The following is a 15833-nucleotide window of genomic DNA, read 5'->3' as shown; positions in this document are numbered from 1 at the left end:
CTTGACCCCCGCGCCCCTGTCGCGCTATCAAATTCCCCGTGGTGATTTGGCCGGCCGGCTTGCAGCCACGTTAAACAAGTCGCTAAAGGGCCGAGGAAAGTTGGATTTCCGAGGACCGGTCGCGATCAATCGCCGCCGGTTTTTTTGTATTGATCGAGTGGAAGCCCATGCCCATCAAGATTCCCGATACGCTGCCCGCCTTCGAAACCCTCGTCAATGAGGGCGTGCGGGTGATGACCGAGACCGTGGCGATCCGTCAGGATATCCGTCCGCTCCAGATCGGGCTCCTCAACCTCATGCCGAACAAGATCAAGACCGAGATCCAGATGGCGCGCCTGATCGGCGCTTCGCCACTGCAGGTGGAACTGTCGCTGGTGCGCATCGGCGCCCACCGCGCAAAGAACACCTCCGAAGACCATCTGCTTTCCTTCTACGAGACCTGGGAAGAGGTCAGCGCCCGCAAGTTCGACGGCTTCATCATCACAGGCGCCCCGGTCGAGACGCTCGAATACGAGGACGTCACCTATTGGGACGAGCTGAAGCGCATCCTCGACTGGACCGAGACCAACGTCCATTCGACGCTCAACGTCTGCTGGGGCGCGATGGCGGCGATCTACCACTTCCACGACGTGCCGAAGTATCCGCTGAAGGAAAAGGCCTTCGGCGTCTATCGTCACCAGAACCTCAATCGCTCCTCCGTCTATCTCAACGGCTTCTCCGACGATTTCGCCGTCCCCGTTTCGCGCTGGACCGAAGTGCGACGCGCCGACATCGACAAGGTGCCGGGCCTCGAAATCCTGATGGAATCGAAGGAGATGGGCGTCTGCCTCGTGCACGAGAAAAAGGGCAACAGGCTCTACATGTTCAACCACGTGGAGTATGATTCCACTTCGCTGTCGGACGAATATTTCCGGGACGTGGACGCCGGCGTGCCGATCAAGATGCCGCACGACTATTTCCCGCACAACGATTCGACCCTGCCGCCGCAGAACCGCTGGCGCAGCCATGCACATCTGTTCTTCGGCAACTGGATCAACGAGATGTACCAGACGACGCCCTATGATCTCCAGGAGATCGGCACCGGGAAAAGCTGAGGTCAGATGTTCATCCCCTTCTTCCTCGAACTCAAGGCGGCGAAAGTCCCGGTCACCCTCCGGGAATTCCTCTCCTTGATCGAGGGGATGGAGGCCGGCATCGCCACCTTCGACGTCGAAGCCTTCTACTATCTGGCGCGCGCGGCGCTGGTGAAGGACGAGCGCCATATCGACCGCTTCGACCGGGTGTTCCAGCACTGCTTTTCCGGCCTCGAAGCGGTCAACCCGATGGAAGCGGGCGAAGAGGCGGTCATCCCTGAGGACTGGCTGCGCAAGCTTGCGGAAAAGCACCTGACCGAGGAAGAAAAGCGCCTGATCGAATCCCTCGGCGGCTTCGACAAGCTGATGGAGACCTTGCGCCAGCGGCTGAGTGAACAAAAGGGCCGCCATCAGGGCGGCTCGAAATGGATCGGCACCGCCGGCACCTCCCCCTTTGGTGCCTATGGCTACAATCCCGAGGGGGTCCGGATCGGCCAGGACCAGTCGCGCCATCGCCGCGCCGTCAAGGTCTGGGACCGGCGCGAGTTCAAGGATTATGACGACACGGTCGAGCTTGGCACCCGCAACATCAAGGTGGCGCTGAAAAGATTGCGGCGCTGGGTGCGCCAGGGTGCCGCCGACGAACTCGACCTCAACGGCACGATCCGCGCCACCGCCGAACACGGCTATCTCGACGTGGTGACGAGGCCGGAGCGGCGCAATGCCGTGAAGCTCCTGATGTTCTTTGACGTCGGCGGCTCGATGGACGACCACATCCGCATCGTCGAGGAACTGTTTTCCGCCGCCCGCGGCGAGTTCCGCCACATGGAGCACTTCTACTTCCACAATTGCGTCTACGAGGGCCTGTGGAAGGACAATCGCCGCCGGCGCGCCGACATCACCCGCACGACAGAGGTGCTGCGCACCTATGGCGGCGACTACCGCGCCATCTTCGTCGGCGACGCCTCGATGAGCCCCTACGAGATCAGCCATCCCGGCGGCTCGGTCGAGCATTGGAACGACGAGGCCGGCGCCCTCTGGCTCTCGCGCTTGACGGCGCATTTTCCGCGCTCGATCTGGATCAATCCCGTGCCGGAGCAGCATTGGGGCTACACCCAGTCGATCGCCATGGTGAAAAGCCTGTTCGAGGGGCGGATGTTCCCTCTGACCCTTGCCGGTCTCCAGGACGCCACCAAACAACTATCGCGCTGAAATGACCGCAGAAATCTTGTGAATACCGGTTGCCGCGCCCCGGGAAATGACGCAGGTTGCTGCGATCGCACGACTGCATGTTCCCTGGATACCAATCGATCCCAGGAACATGCAGCGATCATAGAATGTACAGCGACCTTTGCGCATCTGGGGAGACGCGCGGCGCTGTAGAGGGAGCAAGCGGTGAACATGCATCAGAACACGGAAATCTTCGGCCATCTGCCATCCGGCGAGCCGGTTCATCGTGTGGTGCTGTCCGGCGGCGGACTGACCGCCCATGTGCTCACCTGGGGCTCGGTGATCCAGGACCTGCGCCTGGAAGGCCACGAGCCGCCGCTGGTGCTCGGTTTCACCGATCTCGAAAGCTACCTCGCCCATTCGCCCTATCTCGGCGCGACGCCCGGCCGCTCAGCCAACCGCATCGGCAACGGACGCTTCACGCTCGATGGCGAGACCTATCAGCTCGAATTGAACGAGAAGGGCGTCACCCATCTGCACGGCGGCAGCGACAATATCGGCAAGCGCAACTGGACGATTTCCAACCAGACGCCCGATAGCGTGACGCTCGTGATCACCGATCCCGACGGCCGCGCCGGCTATCCCGGCAATTGCAGGATCACGTGCACCTACGCGCTGAAGCCTGGCGGCGTCCTGAGCGTCGTCTACGAGAGCGAGGCCGATCGGGCGACGCTCGCCAATGTCTGCCAGCACAGCTATTTCAATCTCGACGGCAGCGCCGACGCGCTCGGCCACGACATCATGATCGCCGCCGACCACTATCTGCCGACGAATGATTTTCAGGTGCCGACGGGCGAGATCCGCTCCGTCGAGGGCACCGCCTTCGATCTCAGGGAAATGACGCCGCTTCGCCGCCAGACCGAAGGCGAACGCATCAGCTACGACCACAACTTCTGTCTTTCCGACGAGCGCATGGCGAAGCATTCGGTGGCGCTTGCCCGCAGCATCGATTCCGGCGTCACCATGGAAGTGCTGACGACCGAGCCCGGCGTGCAGCTCTATACCGGCGTCAAGCTTGATATCCCCGTCCCCGGCCTCGAGGGCCGCCGCTACGGCCCGTTTGCGGGCTTCTGTCTGGAAACCCAGGTCTGGCCGGATGCCATCAACCATTCAGGCTTCCCGAACGCGGTGCTGCGCCCCGGCGAGACGCGCCGGCAGGAGACGGACTACGTGTTCATGAAGAGCTGACCGCGGAAGCGGCGGCGGCACCGCCAACAGCACCAAGCCACGACGAAGCAAGGCCGATGGTCCGGACCCAGCGGTGTGAATGCGCGGTCACGCACGCATGGAATGGTTATCGGCAAATGCCGCTTCATTCCGGAAATGATTGTGAAATGAAGTGGTTGGGAGAAATTGGAGCGGGTGAGGCGATTCGAACGCCCGACCCCAACCTTGGCAAGGTTGTGCTCTACCCCTGAGCTACACCCGCTCATCATCCAAGGTCCGGGGGTAGTCGGTGGACCGTGGCGTCGGCGCTGTCTTGCGGCGACGGGCGGTATATGGCCTAAGCGATTTTGGAATGCAACAGGGAAATGACGAGAAATCGAATATTTTTTTGGAGACTGCGCGCAAAGCCCGGAAATGCCGCGTTTTCGGTCGGCATCGCCGCCTGTGAGATTGCGCATAGACAGGCTTCTCCCCTAAAGCAGATGCGAAACGCGTGCCCTGGGGGATGAGAATCATGAGTGAATCACAGCCGAAGACCGCCGAAGACCTCTTTCATTTTCTCGACGGGCTTGGGATCAAGCACAAGACCAAGAACCACGAGCCGGTGTTCACCGTTGCCGAATCGGTGGCGCTGCGCGACGAGATCCCCGGCGGCCACACGAAAAACCTGTTCGTGAAGGACAAGAAGGACAACTATTTCCTTTTGACGGTCGAGGAGCACGCGACGGTGGACCTGAAGACCGTGCACCAGGTGATCGGCGCGGCAAGCCGGGTCTCCTTTGGCAAGCCGGAGAAGCTGATGGAATATCTGGGTGTCATTCCGGGTGCGGTCACCGCCTTCGGCGCGATCAACGACACCCAGGGCAACGTCAGGGTCATCCTCGACGAGGAGCTTATGAAGTTCGACATCGTCAACTGCCATCCGCTTTCCAATGACGCGACGACCTCGATCGCTTCGAAGGATCTGCTGCGCTTCATGGAAGCGACCGGACACGAACCGCTTGTCTTGAAAGTCACGGCCTGACATACGATCTTTGGCGCGAATGCAGTAAGCTGGCCGACGAGCCGGCGAGGAGAGAAGAATGACGGGCAGCGACAATCCCTATGCAGGGTCTTTCGGCACTCAGATGACAGGTTCGGCCTCCTTCGGCCAACCAGCGCCGGCCGCCGCGTCGGGCGGTGACCTGATCAAGGAAACCACCACTGCCAATTTCACCAAGGACGTGCTCGACGCGTCCCGGCAGCAGCCGGTGCTCGTCGATTTCTGGGCGCCGTGGTGCGGCCCCTGCAAGCAGCTGACCCCCGTCATTGAAAAGGTGGTCACGGAAGCAGCCGGCCGCGTCAAGCTCGTCAAGATGAACATCGACGACCACCCCTCGATCGCCGGCCAGCTCGGCATCCAGTCGATCCCCGCCGTCATCGCTTTCGTCGGCGGCCGTCCGGTCGACGGTTTCATGGGCGCTGTCCCGGAAAGCCAGATCAAGCAGTTCATCGAGAAGATCGCAGGCCCCGCCGTCGACGACAGCAAGGCCGAGATCGAAGCCGTGCTCGCCGACGCCAAGGCGCTTGCCGATGCCGGCGATGCCGAGAACGCCGCCGGCCTCTACGGCGCCGTGCTGCAGGCCGATCCGGAAAATGTCGTGGCGATCGCCGGCATGGTCGACTGCATGATCGCGCTCGGCCAGCTCGCTGAAGCCCGTGAGGCGCTTTCCAGCCTGCCGGAGGACCTTGCCAAGGACGCCGGCATCGCCGCGATCGGCAAGAAGCTCGACCAGATCGAGGAAGCCCGCAAGCTCGGCGACCCGAACGAGTTCGAGCGCCGTCTTGCCGCAAACCCCGACGATCACGAGGCGCGCGTGCTGCTTGCCAAGATCCGCAATGTCGAAGGCGACCGCACGGCTGCGGCCGATCACCTCCTGACGATCATGAAGCGCGATCGGGCGTTCGACGACGACGGCGCGCGCCGCGAACTGCTCTCCTTCTTCGAAGTCTGGGGTCCGAAGGATCCGGCAACGATCGCCGCTCGGCGCAAGCTATCGTCGATCCTGTTCTCCTGAGCCGTCAGTCATGGTTTTGAAAAGGGGCGCGGTCTGCGCCCCTTAAGCGGATCCGATCACGATCCATATTCACCCGTGAAGATCGGCATGCTCGTCCCTTGAGATTTTCAAGCGGCGCACCATCTCTTGATCTGGTTGACCACGCTTCCTTGGCGGGGCAAAAGCGAATACCGGCAGGGTCTATCGGAAATGCACGTCGGAAATGCACGTTATCTCGGTCCCAAGGACTTGCCGGAGATCATTCCGGTGTTTCCGCTGACCGGTGCGCTGCTGCTTCCCGGCGCTCAGCTTCCGCTCAACATCTTCGAACCGCGCTATCTCGCCATGCTCGACGACGCGCTCTCCGGCAACCGGCTGATCGGCATCGTGCAGCCATCCTTCTGCGAAGGCCGCAACGACACGGCCACCGGCCCGATGCAGGCGCTCTGCGAGGTCGGCTGCATCGGCCGCATCACGTCCTTTGCCGAAACCGGCGACGGCCGCTACATCACCTCGCTGACCGGCGTTTGCCGTTACCGGCTGTTTTCGGAAGTCGGCGGCACCCGCGGCTATCGCCGTTTCCGCATCGGCCCCTTTGCCGCCGATCTCGAAAACCGCGACGATGAAACCCTCGTCGACCGGGCCGCACTGCTTGCTGCCTTCAAGGCCTATCTCGAAGCCAACAAGCTGAAGGCCGACTGGGAAAGCGTCGAGCGGGCGAGCAACCGCACCTTGGTCAATTCCATGGCGATGATGTCGCCCTATGGCCCGGCGGAAAAACAGGCGTTGCTCGAAGCCCCGGACCTCAAGACCCGCGCCGAAACCCTGATCGCCATCACCGAGATCGTGCTTGCGCGCGACTTCGGCGATATGGACAGCATTCTGCAGTGAGCAACGGACAATGGACATCAACGCCAGCAAGGTCGATCCGAAACTGCTCGAGCTGCTCGTCTGCCCGCTGACCAAGGGCCGCCTCAGCTACGACGCCGAGGCGGGCGAGCTTGTCTCGGAAAAGGCCCGCCTCGCCTATCCGATCCGCGACGGTGTGCCGATCATGCTGGTTTCGGAAGCGCGCAAGATCGAGAATTGAGCTCTTCCTCGGCGTCGTTTTCGATCGACCCCATAGGCCCTCATCCGCCTGCCGGCACCTTCCCCGCTAAGCGGGGAGAAGGAAGTCTGCGGCGCCACCTGCACTTCAGCAACAAAGGTTGCGTTCCGCTTGTTCAGCAGCGACCTGAGACCAAGCGATGGTGCGGCAGTAGCTCTCGTCCGCTCTCCCCGCCTACGGGAGAGGGTCAGGGTGAGGGCAATCCTCAAGTACAGGCTCAGATCGGCTGTCCCGACAACAGCCGCGGATCGGTTTCACCGGCAATGCCGGCCGCCTGGCGGATGAAGAAGCTCTTCAGCGACGGCATCCTGTCGACGAGACCGAGACCGAAGTCGCGGGCGATCCTGACCGGAGTGATGTCGTTGGAAAACAGCCGGTTGAGCACGTCCGTCGTCACCCCCATGCGGAACGTGTCGAAACGCCGCCAGCTCTGGTAGCGCTCGAGCACGGCGAACGAGCCGATATCGAGCCCGAGGCGATCCGCCTCGACGATGGTTTCCGCCAAGGCTGCGACGTCCTTGAAGCCGAGATTGAGACCCTGGCCGGAGATCGGATGGATGCCGTGGGCGGCATCGCCGGCAAGCGCGAAGCGCGGCTTGACGAAATCACGCGCCAGCGTCAGCCCGAGCGGGAAGGCCCGCCGTCCGCCGACCACCTTCAGATGGCCGAGCCTGTGGCCGAAGCGCCGCTCCAGCTCTTCCTCGAACAGGAAATCGTCACCCTTGACCAGGCGTTCGGCGTCCTCGGTGCGCTCGGTCCAGACCAGCGACGAGCGATTGTCCTTGAGCGGCAGGGTGGCAAAGGGGCCCGCCGGCAGGAAATGCTCCTCGGCCGTGCCGTCGTGCGGCCGCTCGTGTTCGACAGTCGTGACGATACCGGACTGGCCATAGTCGAACTCGACCGTCTTGATCCCTGCGGCATCACGCAGCTTCGAGCGTACGCCGTCGCAGGCGACGAGCAGGCGTGCCTCCAGCTCTTCGCCGCCGGCAAGCGTGACGGCGACGGCATGGTCGCCGCTCTTGAAGCTCTCGACCATGGTCGACTGGCGATTGACGACGCCGAGCGCTTCACAGGCGCGGCGCAGCGCGCCGACCATCGCCGTGTTCGGCACCATATGGGCAAAGGGACGACCATCGCCGCCGTCGCCGTCGAAGGTCAGGAACACCGGGCGTACCGGATCGGCCGCCTTCGAATCGGTGATCACCATGCGGCGGATCGGCTCGGCCTCCGGCGCAATCTCGTCCCAGACACCGAGCACGTCGAGCATGCGCTCGGCGGCGGAGGCGACGGCCGAGGCACGCTGGTCCTTCTTCCAGGCGCCTTCCGGCGCGCCATCGATCACCATGACGTCGAGATGCGGCGCCGCCTTCTTCAGGGAAACGGCGAGCGAAAGGCCGACATAGCCGCCACCGGCAATCAAGACATCGAGCATCGGCTTTCTCCCGTCGCACTTGAGCATCGTTTTATGTCTATATAGATCAATGCCATCGACGTTCCTACCATCGGAGACTGCCGAAATGTCGCGCCCCACCGAGACCACCACGCCCATGGATGCGCTGCTCGCCATTCTCGATCTCGAGAAGCTGGAGGAGAATCTGTTCCGGGGCTTGAGCCCACAGGTCGGCTGGCAGCGGGTGTTTGGCGGCCAGGTGATCGGCCAGGCACTGGTCGCTGCCCAGCGCACCGTGGACGCGGACCGCTACGTCCATTCGCTGCACGCCTATTTCATGCGACCGGGCGACCCGTCGGTGCCGATCATCTACGAAGTCGACCGCATCCGCGACGGCACAAGCTTCGCCACCCGCCGGGTCGTCGCCATCCAGCACGGCAAGGCGATCTTCTCCATGTCGGCCTCGTTCCAGTACGACGAGGACGGCTTCGACCACCAGATCGAGATGCCTGATCTCGCCATGCCCGAGACGCTCCCGGGCGAGCAGGAGCTGAAGGAAAAGTTCCTCGTGCACGCACCGGAAGCGATCCGCCGCTACTGGGAGCGGCCGCGGCCGATCGAGATCCGCCCGGCTTCGTTTCACCACTACTTCACCCGCGACGACGGCAAGCCGATCCAGGACGTCTGGGTCAAGGCCGTCGGCACGGTTCCCGACGAACGCCACATCCAGGCGGCGATCCTTGCCTATCTCTCCGATATGACGCTGCTCGACACCTCGCTCTACGCGCATGGCACGTCGGTCTTCGACCGCAATCTGCAGGTCGCGAGCCTCGATCACGCCATGTGGTTCCACCGGCCCTGCAAGATGGACGACTGGCTGCTCTACACCCAGGACAGTCCGAGTGCACATGGTGCCCGCGGGATGACCAGAGGCAGCCTTTTTACGCGTTCCGGCGTGCTGATTGCCTCCGTTGCCCAGGAAGGGTTGATCCGGAAAAAGGCAACTGAATAGAAAACGAGCAGATTCTTCAATCTGCCTATTTTTTAATCTTCTAAATTGACATTTCTTTGGTGCGCCGCAGCATTATTGCTGCGGCGTTCTTTTTTCTATTTTCTTTTCATACACTTAGAGCAGGCGTCAGAATCTGGCACGCCCCTTGAATGTCATAGTCCGGTTGCACGGCGCTTGGGGCGCTCCGCAGCAAGGAGAGACGGCCTCCGCCGGAGGCGAACAAGGATGAAACCAGATGAAAATTGTGATGGCCATTATCAAGCCGTTCAAGCTCGATGAGGTTCGCGAAGCCCTCACTGCTGTCGGCATCCAGGGCCTGACCGTGACCGAAGTCAAAGGCTACGGCCGCCAGAAGGGACATACCGAAATCTACCGCGGCACCGAATACGCCGTGAGCTTCCTGCCGAAACTGAAGGTCGAGATCGCCGTTGCCTCGGAGCTCGTCGACAAGGCCGTGGAAGCGATCGCCGCAGCCGCCAAGACCGGCCAGATCGGCGACGGCAAGATCTTCGTCTACGCCATTGACCACGCCGTGCGCATCCGCACCGGCGAAACCGATTCAGAAGCGTTGTAAATCACGCCGTTCAGGGAGCACTACCTCGATGTCATCCAGCAAACTTACCACCTCTCTTGGACGCCTCGGCGCTCTGACCACCGCCCTGCTTGCGCCGGCCGTTGCCTTCGCACAGGAGGCGGCGCCGGCCGCAGCCGCCGCAGCGCCGGTCCCGGACAAGGCCGATACCGCCTTCATGTTCATCTCGACGCTACTCGTCTTCTTCATGCTGATCCCGGGCCTGGCGCTCTTCTACGGTGGTCTGGTGCGCGCCAAGAACATGCTGTCGGTGCTGATGCAGTGCACCGTCATCGGCGCGGCGATGATGATCGTCTGGGTCGTCTATGGCTATTCCTTCGCCTTCGGCGGCTCGACCAGCCCCTATTTCGGCGGCTTCGCCAAGATGTTCCTCGCCGGCGTCACCGGTGAGAGCACGTCGGCAACCTTCTCGGAAGGCGTCGTCATTCCGGAATACATCTTCATGCTCTTCCAGATGACCTTCGCCGCACTGACACCGGCCCTGATCGTCGGTGCCTTTGCCGAACGCATCAAGTTTTCGGCAGCCGTGCTCTTCTCCATCCTCTGGGCCACCTTCGTCTATTTCCCGATCGCCCACATGGTCTGGGACGGCAACGGCCTGCTCTTCGGCATGGGTGCACTCGACTTCGCCGGCGGCACCGTCGTTCACATCAATGCCGGCGTCGCGGGCCTGATCGGCGCGATCATGGTTGGCAAGCGCACCGGCTACGGCCGTGACATGATGGCGCCGCACTCCATGACGCTGACGCTGGTCGGCGCCGCCATGCTCTGGTTCGGCTGGTTCGGTTTCAATGCCGGCTCGAACCTCGAAGCTTCCGGCGGGGCAGTGCTTGCAACCGTCAACACCTTCCTTGCAACCGCCGCCGCAGTGCTCTCCTGGTCGGTGGTCGAAACCATCACCCGCGGCAAGGCTTCGATGCTGGGTGCTGCTTCGGGCATGATCGCCGGCCTCGTCGCCATCACCCCGGCTGCCGGCATTGCCGGCCCGATGGGTGCGATCGTCATGGGCGTGATTGTCTCGCCGCTTTGCTACTTCTTCGTCTCGGTCGTGAAGAACAAGTTCCACTATGACGACACGGCGGATGTCTTCGGCGTTCACGGCGTCGGCGGTTTCTTCGGTGCGCTTGCCACCGGCATCTTCGCCTCCTCGTCGCTCGGCGGCATCGGCTATGCCGACGGCGTCACCATGGGCGGCCAGTTCATGACGCAGCTCACCGCCGTTGCCATCACCATCGCATGGTGCGGTGTCGTCTCGACGATTCTCTACAAGGTCGTGGACGCCGTCGTCGGCCTGCGCGTCTCCGTCGAAGCCGAGCGCGAGGGTCTCGACCTCTCGTCCCATGGCGAAGCCGCCTACCACAGCTAAGCCGATCACAGCGCCGGACCTGGCGCTGCTCACAGTCCCGTCGCGATCCGCCCCACGCGGATCGCCCTTGGCCCGGATCGAAAGCTCCGGGCCTTTTTTCTTGGCCGATCTCTCCGGTTGCGACCGCTATTTTAGCGCCGACTACGCATGGTTAATGTCGCATTAACCGTACTCCGCTTAGGTTGATTCCATGGCGCGCAATGCGCCCTTGAGATCGAGACGGGCAGCAGGCAACATGAGCAGAAGCAATCCGGCAGCGCTTGACAGCCGTTCCAACCGGTTCGTGCTAACCACCTTCGTTTGGCGACAGATCGCGTCGCTGGCGGGCTTTGCGCTGTTCGGCGCATTGGCGCTGGCGATTGCGGCGCTCTCGACCTGGAACGTCGCCGATCCGAGCTTCTCCTACGCCACATCGCAAGCGCCGACCAACGTGCTCGGATACACCGGTGCAGCCTTTGCCGATATCTTCATGCAGTTTTTCGGCCTTGCCAGCGTCGTCGCCCTTTTGCCGGCGGTCGCCTGGGCCCTGGTGCTGATCGGCGGCAAGCGCTTCGACAAGGTCTTCAAGCGCCTCGGCCTCTGGTTCGTCGGCTCGGTGCTTGCCGGCGCGGCGCTCAGTTGCGTTCCCGCCCCCATCACCTGGCCGCTGCCCAACGGCCTCGGCGGCGTCTTCGGCGACATGATTCTCCGCTTTCCGGCACTCTTCACCGGCGCCTTCCCGACCGGCACGCTTGCGACCATTCTTGCCTGCATCTTCGCCGTGCCGGCCGCCTGGTGCCTGGTCTACAGCGCCGGCCTGATCGGCGTCAGCGACGAAGAGGAAGACGAAGAGGTCGTCGAGCCGACACCGAGCAAGGCGCGCACCGTTCGCGACGAGATCGACGAGGATGACAGCGAAGGGCCCTTCACCCTGCTGATGGGCTCCTTTGCCCACATGCGCTACACCATGCACGCACGCATGCGCCGCATCTTCGGCATGAGCGGCACCCGCGCCACGCCCAAGCGCCAGTACGACGAACCCTATGATTTCAACAATGACGAGTTCGGCACGCTGAACGAGCCGGCCCGGCCGAAGCCGATGGCCGCCGGCGACCGCATCGAGCCCTCGCTCGACCGCTCCGAGCGCCGCGTCCTCACCCCGCCGCCGATCATGGCCGACGACGAGGACGACGACCTGCCCTTCGATATCGACGGACGCCGTCCCGCCGGCATCCTGCCTGACGACGATTACGACGCCGCCGCCGACTGGGCGCCGAAAGCGGCGCCGCCGAAGCAGGGCTTGCCGAATGCCGGCTCGCGCGTCGCAACGCCTGCCCCTCGCCCGAAGTCGGGCCAGCGGGGCGAACGCGAAGCCCAGCGCTCCTTCGTCGACGACAACGACGGCGATTTCACGCTTCCGCCGATGCATTTCCTCGCCGAGCCGAAGAACGTCAGCCGCGACGCGTCGCTGTCGCCCGACGCGCTGGAGCAGAATGCCCGCATGCTCGAAGGCGTTCTTGAAGATTTCGGCGTCAAGGGTGAGATCATCCATGTACGCCCCGGCCCGGTCGTCACCCTCTACGAACTGGAGCCGGCGCCCGGCATCAAGTCCTCCCGCGTCATCGGCCTTGCCGACGACATCGCCCGCTCGATGAGCGCGATCGCTGCCCGCGTCGCCGTCGTTCCCGGCCGCAACGCCATCGGCATCGAACTGCCGAACCAGCGGCGCGAGACCGTCTACCTGCGCGAACTCATCGGCTCGCGCGACTTCGAGACCTCGAAGGCGCGCCTGGCCATGGCGCTCGGCAAGACGATCGGCGGCGAGCCCGTGGTTGCCGATCTCGCCAAGATGCCGCATCTGCTCGTTGCCGGGACGACCGGCTCGGGCAAATCGGTCGCGATCAACACCATGATCCTGTCGCTGCTCTATCGCCTGAGCCCCGACCAGTGCCGCCTGATCATGATCGACCCGAAGATGCTCGAACTTTCCGTCTATGACGGCATCCCGCACCTGCTTTCACCCGTCGTTACCGATCCGAAAAAGGCCGTCGTTGCGCTGAAATGGACCGTGCGCGAGATGGAAGAGCGCTACAAGAAGATGTCGAAGATCGGCGTGCGCAACATCGACGGCTTCAACAGCCGCGTCGAGCAGGCGCTTGCCAAGGGCGAGCAGATCACCCGCACCGTCCAGACCGGCTTCGATCGCCAGACCGGCGAAGCCATGTACGAAACCGAAGAATTCGATCTGGCGCCGATGCCCTATATCGTCGTCATCATCGACGAGATGGCCGACCTGATGATGGTCGCCGGCAAGGACATCGAAGGCGCCGTCCAGCGGCTTGCGCAGATGGCGCGCGCCGCCGGCATCCATGTCATCATGGCAACCCAGCGCCCGTCGGTCGACGTCATCACCGGCACGATCAAGGCCAACTTCCCGACCCGCATCTCGTTCCAGGTGACGTCCAAGATCGACAGCCGCACCATCCTTGGTGAACAGGGCGCCGAACAGCTGCTCGGCATGGGCGACATGCTCTACATGGCCGGTGGCGGCCGCATCCAGCGCGTCCACGGTCCCTTCGTTTCGGACAACGAGGTCGAGGAAGTCGTCGCCTACCTGAAGACTCAGGGCGTGCCGCAATATCTCGACGCCATCACTGAAGCCGACGACGATGATGGTGAGGGCGGCGGCCCGGCCGGCACCTCCAACCTCGCAGACTCCGACGATCCCTACGACCAGGCGGTCGCGGTTGTCCTTCGCGACGGCAAGGCCTCCACCTCCTACGTTCAACGTCGCCTCGGCATCGGTTACAATCGTGCCGCATCGCTGATCGAACGCATGGAGCAGGAGGGCATCATCGGCCCGGCGAACCATGCCGGGAAACGCGAAATCCTGGTGCCGACCGAGGAGTAAGTCGCCGGACGACAAGGAAATTCCGGCAGAGTCGCGTAAAGCGAATGCCTTGACAGAAGAGACGCCCGGCGAACGCGGGCAGAGGCCCCGCACAAGGGGCCGAACTGGTAACGGTCATGTGAGAGCGCGAGCGAAAAAGCTCGAAAATGGCGCCTTGAAGGCGCCGCACTTGCGCTCCAGATGATTCGTAAATGAAGGAGACCGAGATGACAGAGACTAAGACTGGCGAGCGCAACCACCCGGTGATGTCGCGCCGCCTCTTCGTGTGCGGGCTTGCGGCACTTGCCGGCATCGGCGGCACCGGTCTCGACATCGGCAAGGCGTTCGCGCAGGCGCCGAGCGCAGCCCAGAAGATCGCCGATCACTTCTCTTCGGTGAAGACCATGGCCGGCGAATTCGTGCAGTTCGGCCCGCGCGGCGAACAGACCGGCGGCAAGTTCTATATCCGCCGCCCCGGCCGCATCCGTTTCAACTACGAGGCCCCCTCGCCGATGCGCGTGATCGCCGACGGCAAGTCGGTCGTCATCGGCAACATGAAGCTCAAGACCTGGGACATCTACCCGCTGTCGAAGACGCCGCTCAACCTCCTGCTCAGCGAGAGGATCGACCTGACCGGCAAGATGGTGCGCAACGTCAAGGAAGAATCCGACCTCATCACCATCGTGCTTGGCGACCGCTCGATCTTCGGCGATTCGACGATCACCATGATGTTCGACCCGAAGACCTATGACCTGCGCCAGTGGACGATCACCGACGCGCAGAAGAAAGACACCTCGGTCATGATCTTCAACGTCAAGACCGGGATGGCGCTGGACGACAAGGTCTTCCAGATCCCCTATGACGAAGTCCGCAACAAACGGGGCGGCTGAGCAACAGCAAGCGTCCCAGGCACCCTTGCGCGTCCATAGGACGCGCGGTTTTGCTGCGACCTCTCTCATGCATTCCTTGTCCCGGCGCGCCGGACCTGCTTAAAGCTCGGGTCAAACATCCATCCCGAGCCGGCCTTCCCTTCGCGAGCGTCCGGCCCCAGCCGATCAGGGAATGACGCATGGCCCTTTCCGTCGCCACTTGGAACATCAACTCCGTTCGCCTGCGCATGCCGCTGGTCGAGCATCTCTTGAAGACCTGGCAGCCGGACATCCTCTGCCTGCAGGAAACCAAGTGCCCGAACGACCAGTTCCCCTCCAAGCCCCTGAAGGCGCTCGGCTACAACCACATCGAGATGCACGGCCAGAAGGGCTATCACGGCGTGGCGACGATCTCGCGCCTGCCGCTGCATGAGCTCAGCGACCGCCGCGACTACTGTGGCGTCGGCGACGCCCGCCACCTTTCAGTCGTCTTCGCGGCCGGCGGCAAGAAGATCCGGCTGCATAACTTCTACGTTCCGGCCGGCGGCGACGAGCCGGACCGCACCATCAACCCGAAGTTCGGCCACAAGCTCGATTTCGTCGAGGAAATGAAGCTGCTGCACGCGGAAGCCGAAGCCGGCATCTCCTCGATCCTCGTCGGCGACCTCAACATCGCGCCGCTCGAAGACGACGTCTGGTCGCACAAGCAGCTCTTGAAGATCGTCAGCCACACGCCGATCGAGACCGAAGGGCTGACCACGGTCATGAACGGCGGCGGCTGGGTCGACCTGATGCGCCAGCACACGCCGGCCCCGACCAAGCTCTACACCTGGTGGAGCTACCGCGCGAAGGACTGGGAAGCCGCCGACCGCGGCCGCCGGCTCGACCATATCTGGTCGTCCGCCGACCTGGCGCCGGCGCTCAAGAACGTCGACATCCTGCGGGAAGCGCGCGGCTGGGAACGCCCCTCCGACCACGTGCCGGTTATCGCGCACTTCGACATCTAGGACGTCATTTTCTGAGCGGCGGCATGCGCCTTCGATGCTCGCCGTTCGGTCAAGGAAAACATGACTAAAAGAATCATATTTTTCTTGATGCGCACTTCCAAACGGACTATCCCT

14 protein-coding genes, 1 tRNA gene and 1 riboswitch are annotated in these 15833 nt (G+C 63.0%); of the genes, 13 read left to right on the top strand and 2 right to left on the bottom strand.

Annotation, left to right across the window (positions count from 1 at the left end; translation table 11 throughout):
• Window positions 1-28: 28 nt before the first annotated feature.
• Window positions 29-106: riboswitch (SAM riboswitch) on the top strand.
• A gap of 61 nt (window positions 107-167) precedes the next feature.
• The 3 genes from metA to C1A35_RS17095 all read left to right on the top strand — a co-directional run bounded on the left by metA (window position 168) and on the right by C1A35_RS17095 (window position 3491).
• Window positions 168-1094 (top strand): homoserine O-acetyltransferase MetA, encoded by a 927-nt coding sequence (metA, locus tag C1A35_RS17105; RefSeq protein WP_104665490.1) that lies wholly within the window; start codon window positions 168-170, stop codon window positions 1092-1094.
• A gap of 6 nt (window positions 1095-1100) precedes the next feature.
• Complete coding sequence (locus C1A35_RS17100; RefSeq protein WP_104665489.1) at window positions 1101-2285, top strand: vWA domain-containing protein; 1185 nt, start codon at window positions 1101-1103, stop codon at window positions 2283-2285.
• 189 nt (window positions 2286-2474) lie between these two features.
• Window positions 2475-3491: an aldose epimerase family protein gene (locus tag C1A35_RS17095; RefSeq protein WP_104665488.1), complete on the top strand. Its 1017-nt coding sequence runs from the start codon at window positions 2475-2477 to the stop codon at window positions 3489-3491.
• 166 nt (window positions 3492-3657) lie between these two features.
• On the opposite strand, the gene C1A35_RS17090 is transcribed toward C1A35_RS17095, so the two are convergent.
• Window positions 3658-3732 (bottom strand) — tRNA-Gly (locus C1A35_RS17090).
• 252 nt (window positions 3733-3984) lie between these two features.
• On the opposite strand from C1A35_RS17090, the gene C1A35_RS17085 reads away from it, so the two are divergent.
• From C1A35_RS17085 to C1A35_RS17070, 4 genes are all read left to right on the top strand, one after another.
• A complete protein-coding gene (locus C1A35_RS17085; RefSeq protein ID WP_104665487.1) occupies window positions 3985-4494 on the top strand; it encodes a prolyl-tRNA synthetase associated domain-containing protein in 510 nt (169 codons plus the stop codon).
• 58 nt (window positions 4495-4552) lie between these two features.
• On the top strand, window positions 4553-5527 hold the full coding sequence (gene trxA, locus C1A35_RS17080; RefSeq protein ID WP_104665486.1) for a thioredoxin: 975 nt from the start codon (window positions 4553-4555) through the stop codon (window positions 5525-5527).
• 189 nt (window positions 5528-5716) lie between these two features.
• Entirely contained in the window at window positions 5717-6397 is a 681-nt protein-coding gene (locus tag C1A35_RS17075; protein WP_034802753.1) for an LON peptidase substrate-binding domain-containing protein, read from the top strand.
• A 10-nt stretch (window positions 6398-6407) separates the two neighbouring features.
• Window positions 6408-6596, top strand: coding sequence for a Trm112 family protein (locus C1A35_RS17070; protein WP_104665485.1), 189 nt, complete (start codon window positions 6408-6410; stop codon window positions 6594-6596).
• 235 nt (window positions 6597-6831) lie between these two features.
• On the opposite strand, the gene C1A35_RS17065 is transcribed toward C1A35_RS17070, so the two are convergent.
• Window positions 6832-8046: a ubiquinone biosynthesis hydroxylase gene (locus C1A35_RS17065; RefSeq protein WP_104665484.1), complete on the bottom strand. Its 1215-nt coding sequence runs from the start codon at window positions 8044-8046 to the stop codon at window positions 6832-6834.
• Between the two features lie 85 nt (window positions 8047-8131).
• Between C1A35_RS17065 and tesB the strand changes: the two genes are divergently transcribed.
• The 6 genes from tesB to C1A35_RS17035 all read left to right on the top strand — a co-directional run bounded on the left by tesB (window position 8132) and on the right by C1A35_RS17035 (window position 15719).
• Entirely contained in the window at window positions 8132-9016 is an 885-nt protein-coding gene (gene tesB / locus C1A35_RS17060) for an acyl-CoA thioesterase II (protein ID WP_104665483.1), read from the top strand.
• Window positions 9017-9251: 235 nt separating this feature from the next.
• The gene (locus C1A35_RS17055; protein WP_077968248.1) at window positions 9252-9590 is read left to right on the top strand and encodes a P-II family nitrogen regulator; all 339 of its coding nucleotides are present in this window, start codon (window positions 9252-9254) and stop codon (window positions 9588-9590) included.
• A gap of 28 nt (window positions 9591-9618) precedes the next feature.
• Window positions 9619-10974 carry an ammonium transporter gene (locus C1A35_RS17050; RefSeq protein ID WP_104665482.1) on the top strand — a complete coding sequence of 452 codons (1356 nt, stop codon included), beginning with the start codon at window positions 9619-9621 and terminating at the stop codon, window positions 10972-10974.
• Between the two features lie 235 nt (window positions 10975-11209).
• Entirely contained in the window at window positions 11210-13864 is a 2655-nt protein-coding gene (locus C1A35_RS17045; RefSeq protein ID WP_104665481.1) for an FtsK/SpoIIIE family DNA translocase, read from the top strand.
• Between the two features lie 206 nt (window positions 13865-14070).
• Window positions 14071-14733, top strand: coding sequence for an outer membrane lipoprotein carrier protein LolA (locus C1A35_RS17040; protein WP_104665638.1), 663 nt, complete (start codon window positions 14071-14073; stop codon window positions 14731-14733).
• Between the two features lie 179 nt (window positions 14734-14912).
• Window positions 14913-15719 (top strand): exodeoxyribonuclease III, encoded by an 807-nt coding sequence (locus C1A35_RS17035; protein WP_104665480.1) that lies wholly within the window; start codon window positions 14913-14915, stop codon window positions 15717-15719.
• The last annotated feature ends 114 nt before the right edge of the window (window positions 15720-15833 follow it).

Source organism: Ensifer adhaerens (genome assembly GCF_002940685.1).
In the GTDB taxonomy this organism is placed as follows: domain Bacteria; phylum Pseudomonadota; class Alphaproteobacteria; order Rhizobiales; family Rhizobiaceae; genus Ensifer; species Ensifer adhaerens_E.
This window is presented reverse-complemented; position numbering and strand designations above follow the sequence as displayed.

Bases quoted from the DNA above. Each gene is read 5' to 3' on its own strand.
- C1A35_RS17035 (WP_104665480.1), top strand. From the start codon at position 14,913: ATGGCCCTTTCCGTCGCCACTTGGAACATCAACTCCGTTCGCCTGCGC.
- C1A35_RS17075 (WP_034802753.1), top strand. From the start codon at position 5,717: ATGCACGTCGGAAATGCACGTTATCTCGGTCCCAAGGACTTGCCGGAG.
- C1A35_RS17100 (WP_104665489.1), top strand. From the start codon at position 1,101: ATGTTCATCCCCTTCTTCCTCGAACTCAAGGCGGCGAAAGTCCCGGTC.
- C1A35_RS17070 (WP_104665485.1), top strand. From the start codon at position 6,408: ATGGACATCAACGCCAGCAAGGTCGATCCGAAACTGCTCGAGCTGCTC.
- trxA (WP_104665486.1), top strand. From the start codon at position 4,553: ATGACGGGCAGCGACAATCCCTATGCAGGGTCTTTCGGCACTCAGATG.
- C1A35_RS17085 (WP_104665487.1), top strand. From the start codon at position 3,985: ATGAGTGAATCACAGCCGAAGACCGCCGAAGACCTCTTTCATTTTCTC.
- metA (WP_104665490.1), top strand. From the start codon at position 168: ATGCCCATCAAGATTCCCGATACGCTGCCCGCCTTCGAAACCCTCGTC.
- C1A35_RS17065 (WP_104665484.1), bottom strand. From the start codon at position 8,046: ATGCTCGATGTCTTGATTGCCGGTGGCGGCTATGTCGGCCTTTCGCTC.
- C1A35_RS17095 (WP_104665488.1), top strand. From the start codon at position 2,475: ATGCATCAGAACACGGAAATCTTCGGCCATCTGCCATCCGGCGAGCCG.
- C1A35_RS17050 (WP_104665482.1), top strand. From the start codon at position 9,619: ATGTCATCCAGCAAACTTACCACCTCTCTTGGACGCCTCGGCGCTCTG.
- tesB (WP_104665483.1), top strand. From the start codon at position 8,132: ATGTCGCGCCCCACCGAGACCACCACGCCCATGGATGCGCTGCTCGCC.
- C1A35_RS17055 (WP_077968248.1), top strand. From the start codon at position 9,252: ATGAAAATTGTGATGGCCATTATCAAGCCGTTCAAGCTCGATGAGGTT.
- C1A35_RS17040 (WP_104665638.1), top strand. From the start codon at position 14,071: ATGACAGAGACTAAGACTGGCGAGCGCAACCACCCGGTGATGTCGCGC.
- C1A35_RS17045 (WP_104665481.1), top strand. From the start codon at position 11,210: ATGAGCAGAAGCAATCCGGCAGCGCTTGACAGCCGTTCCAACCGGTTC.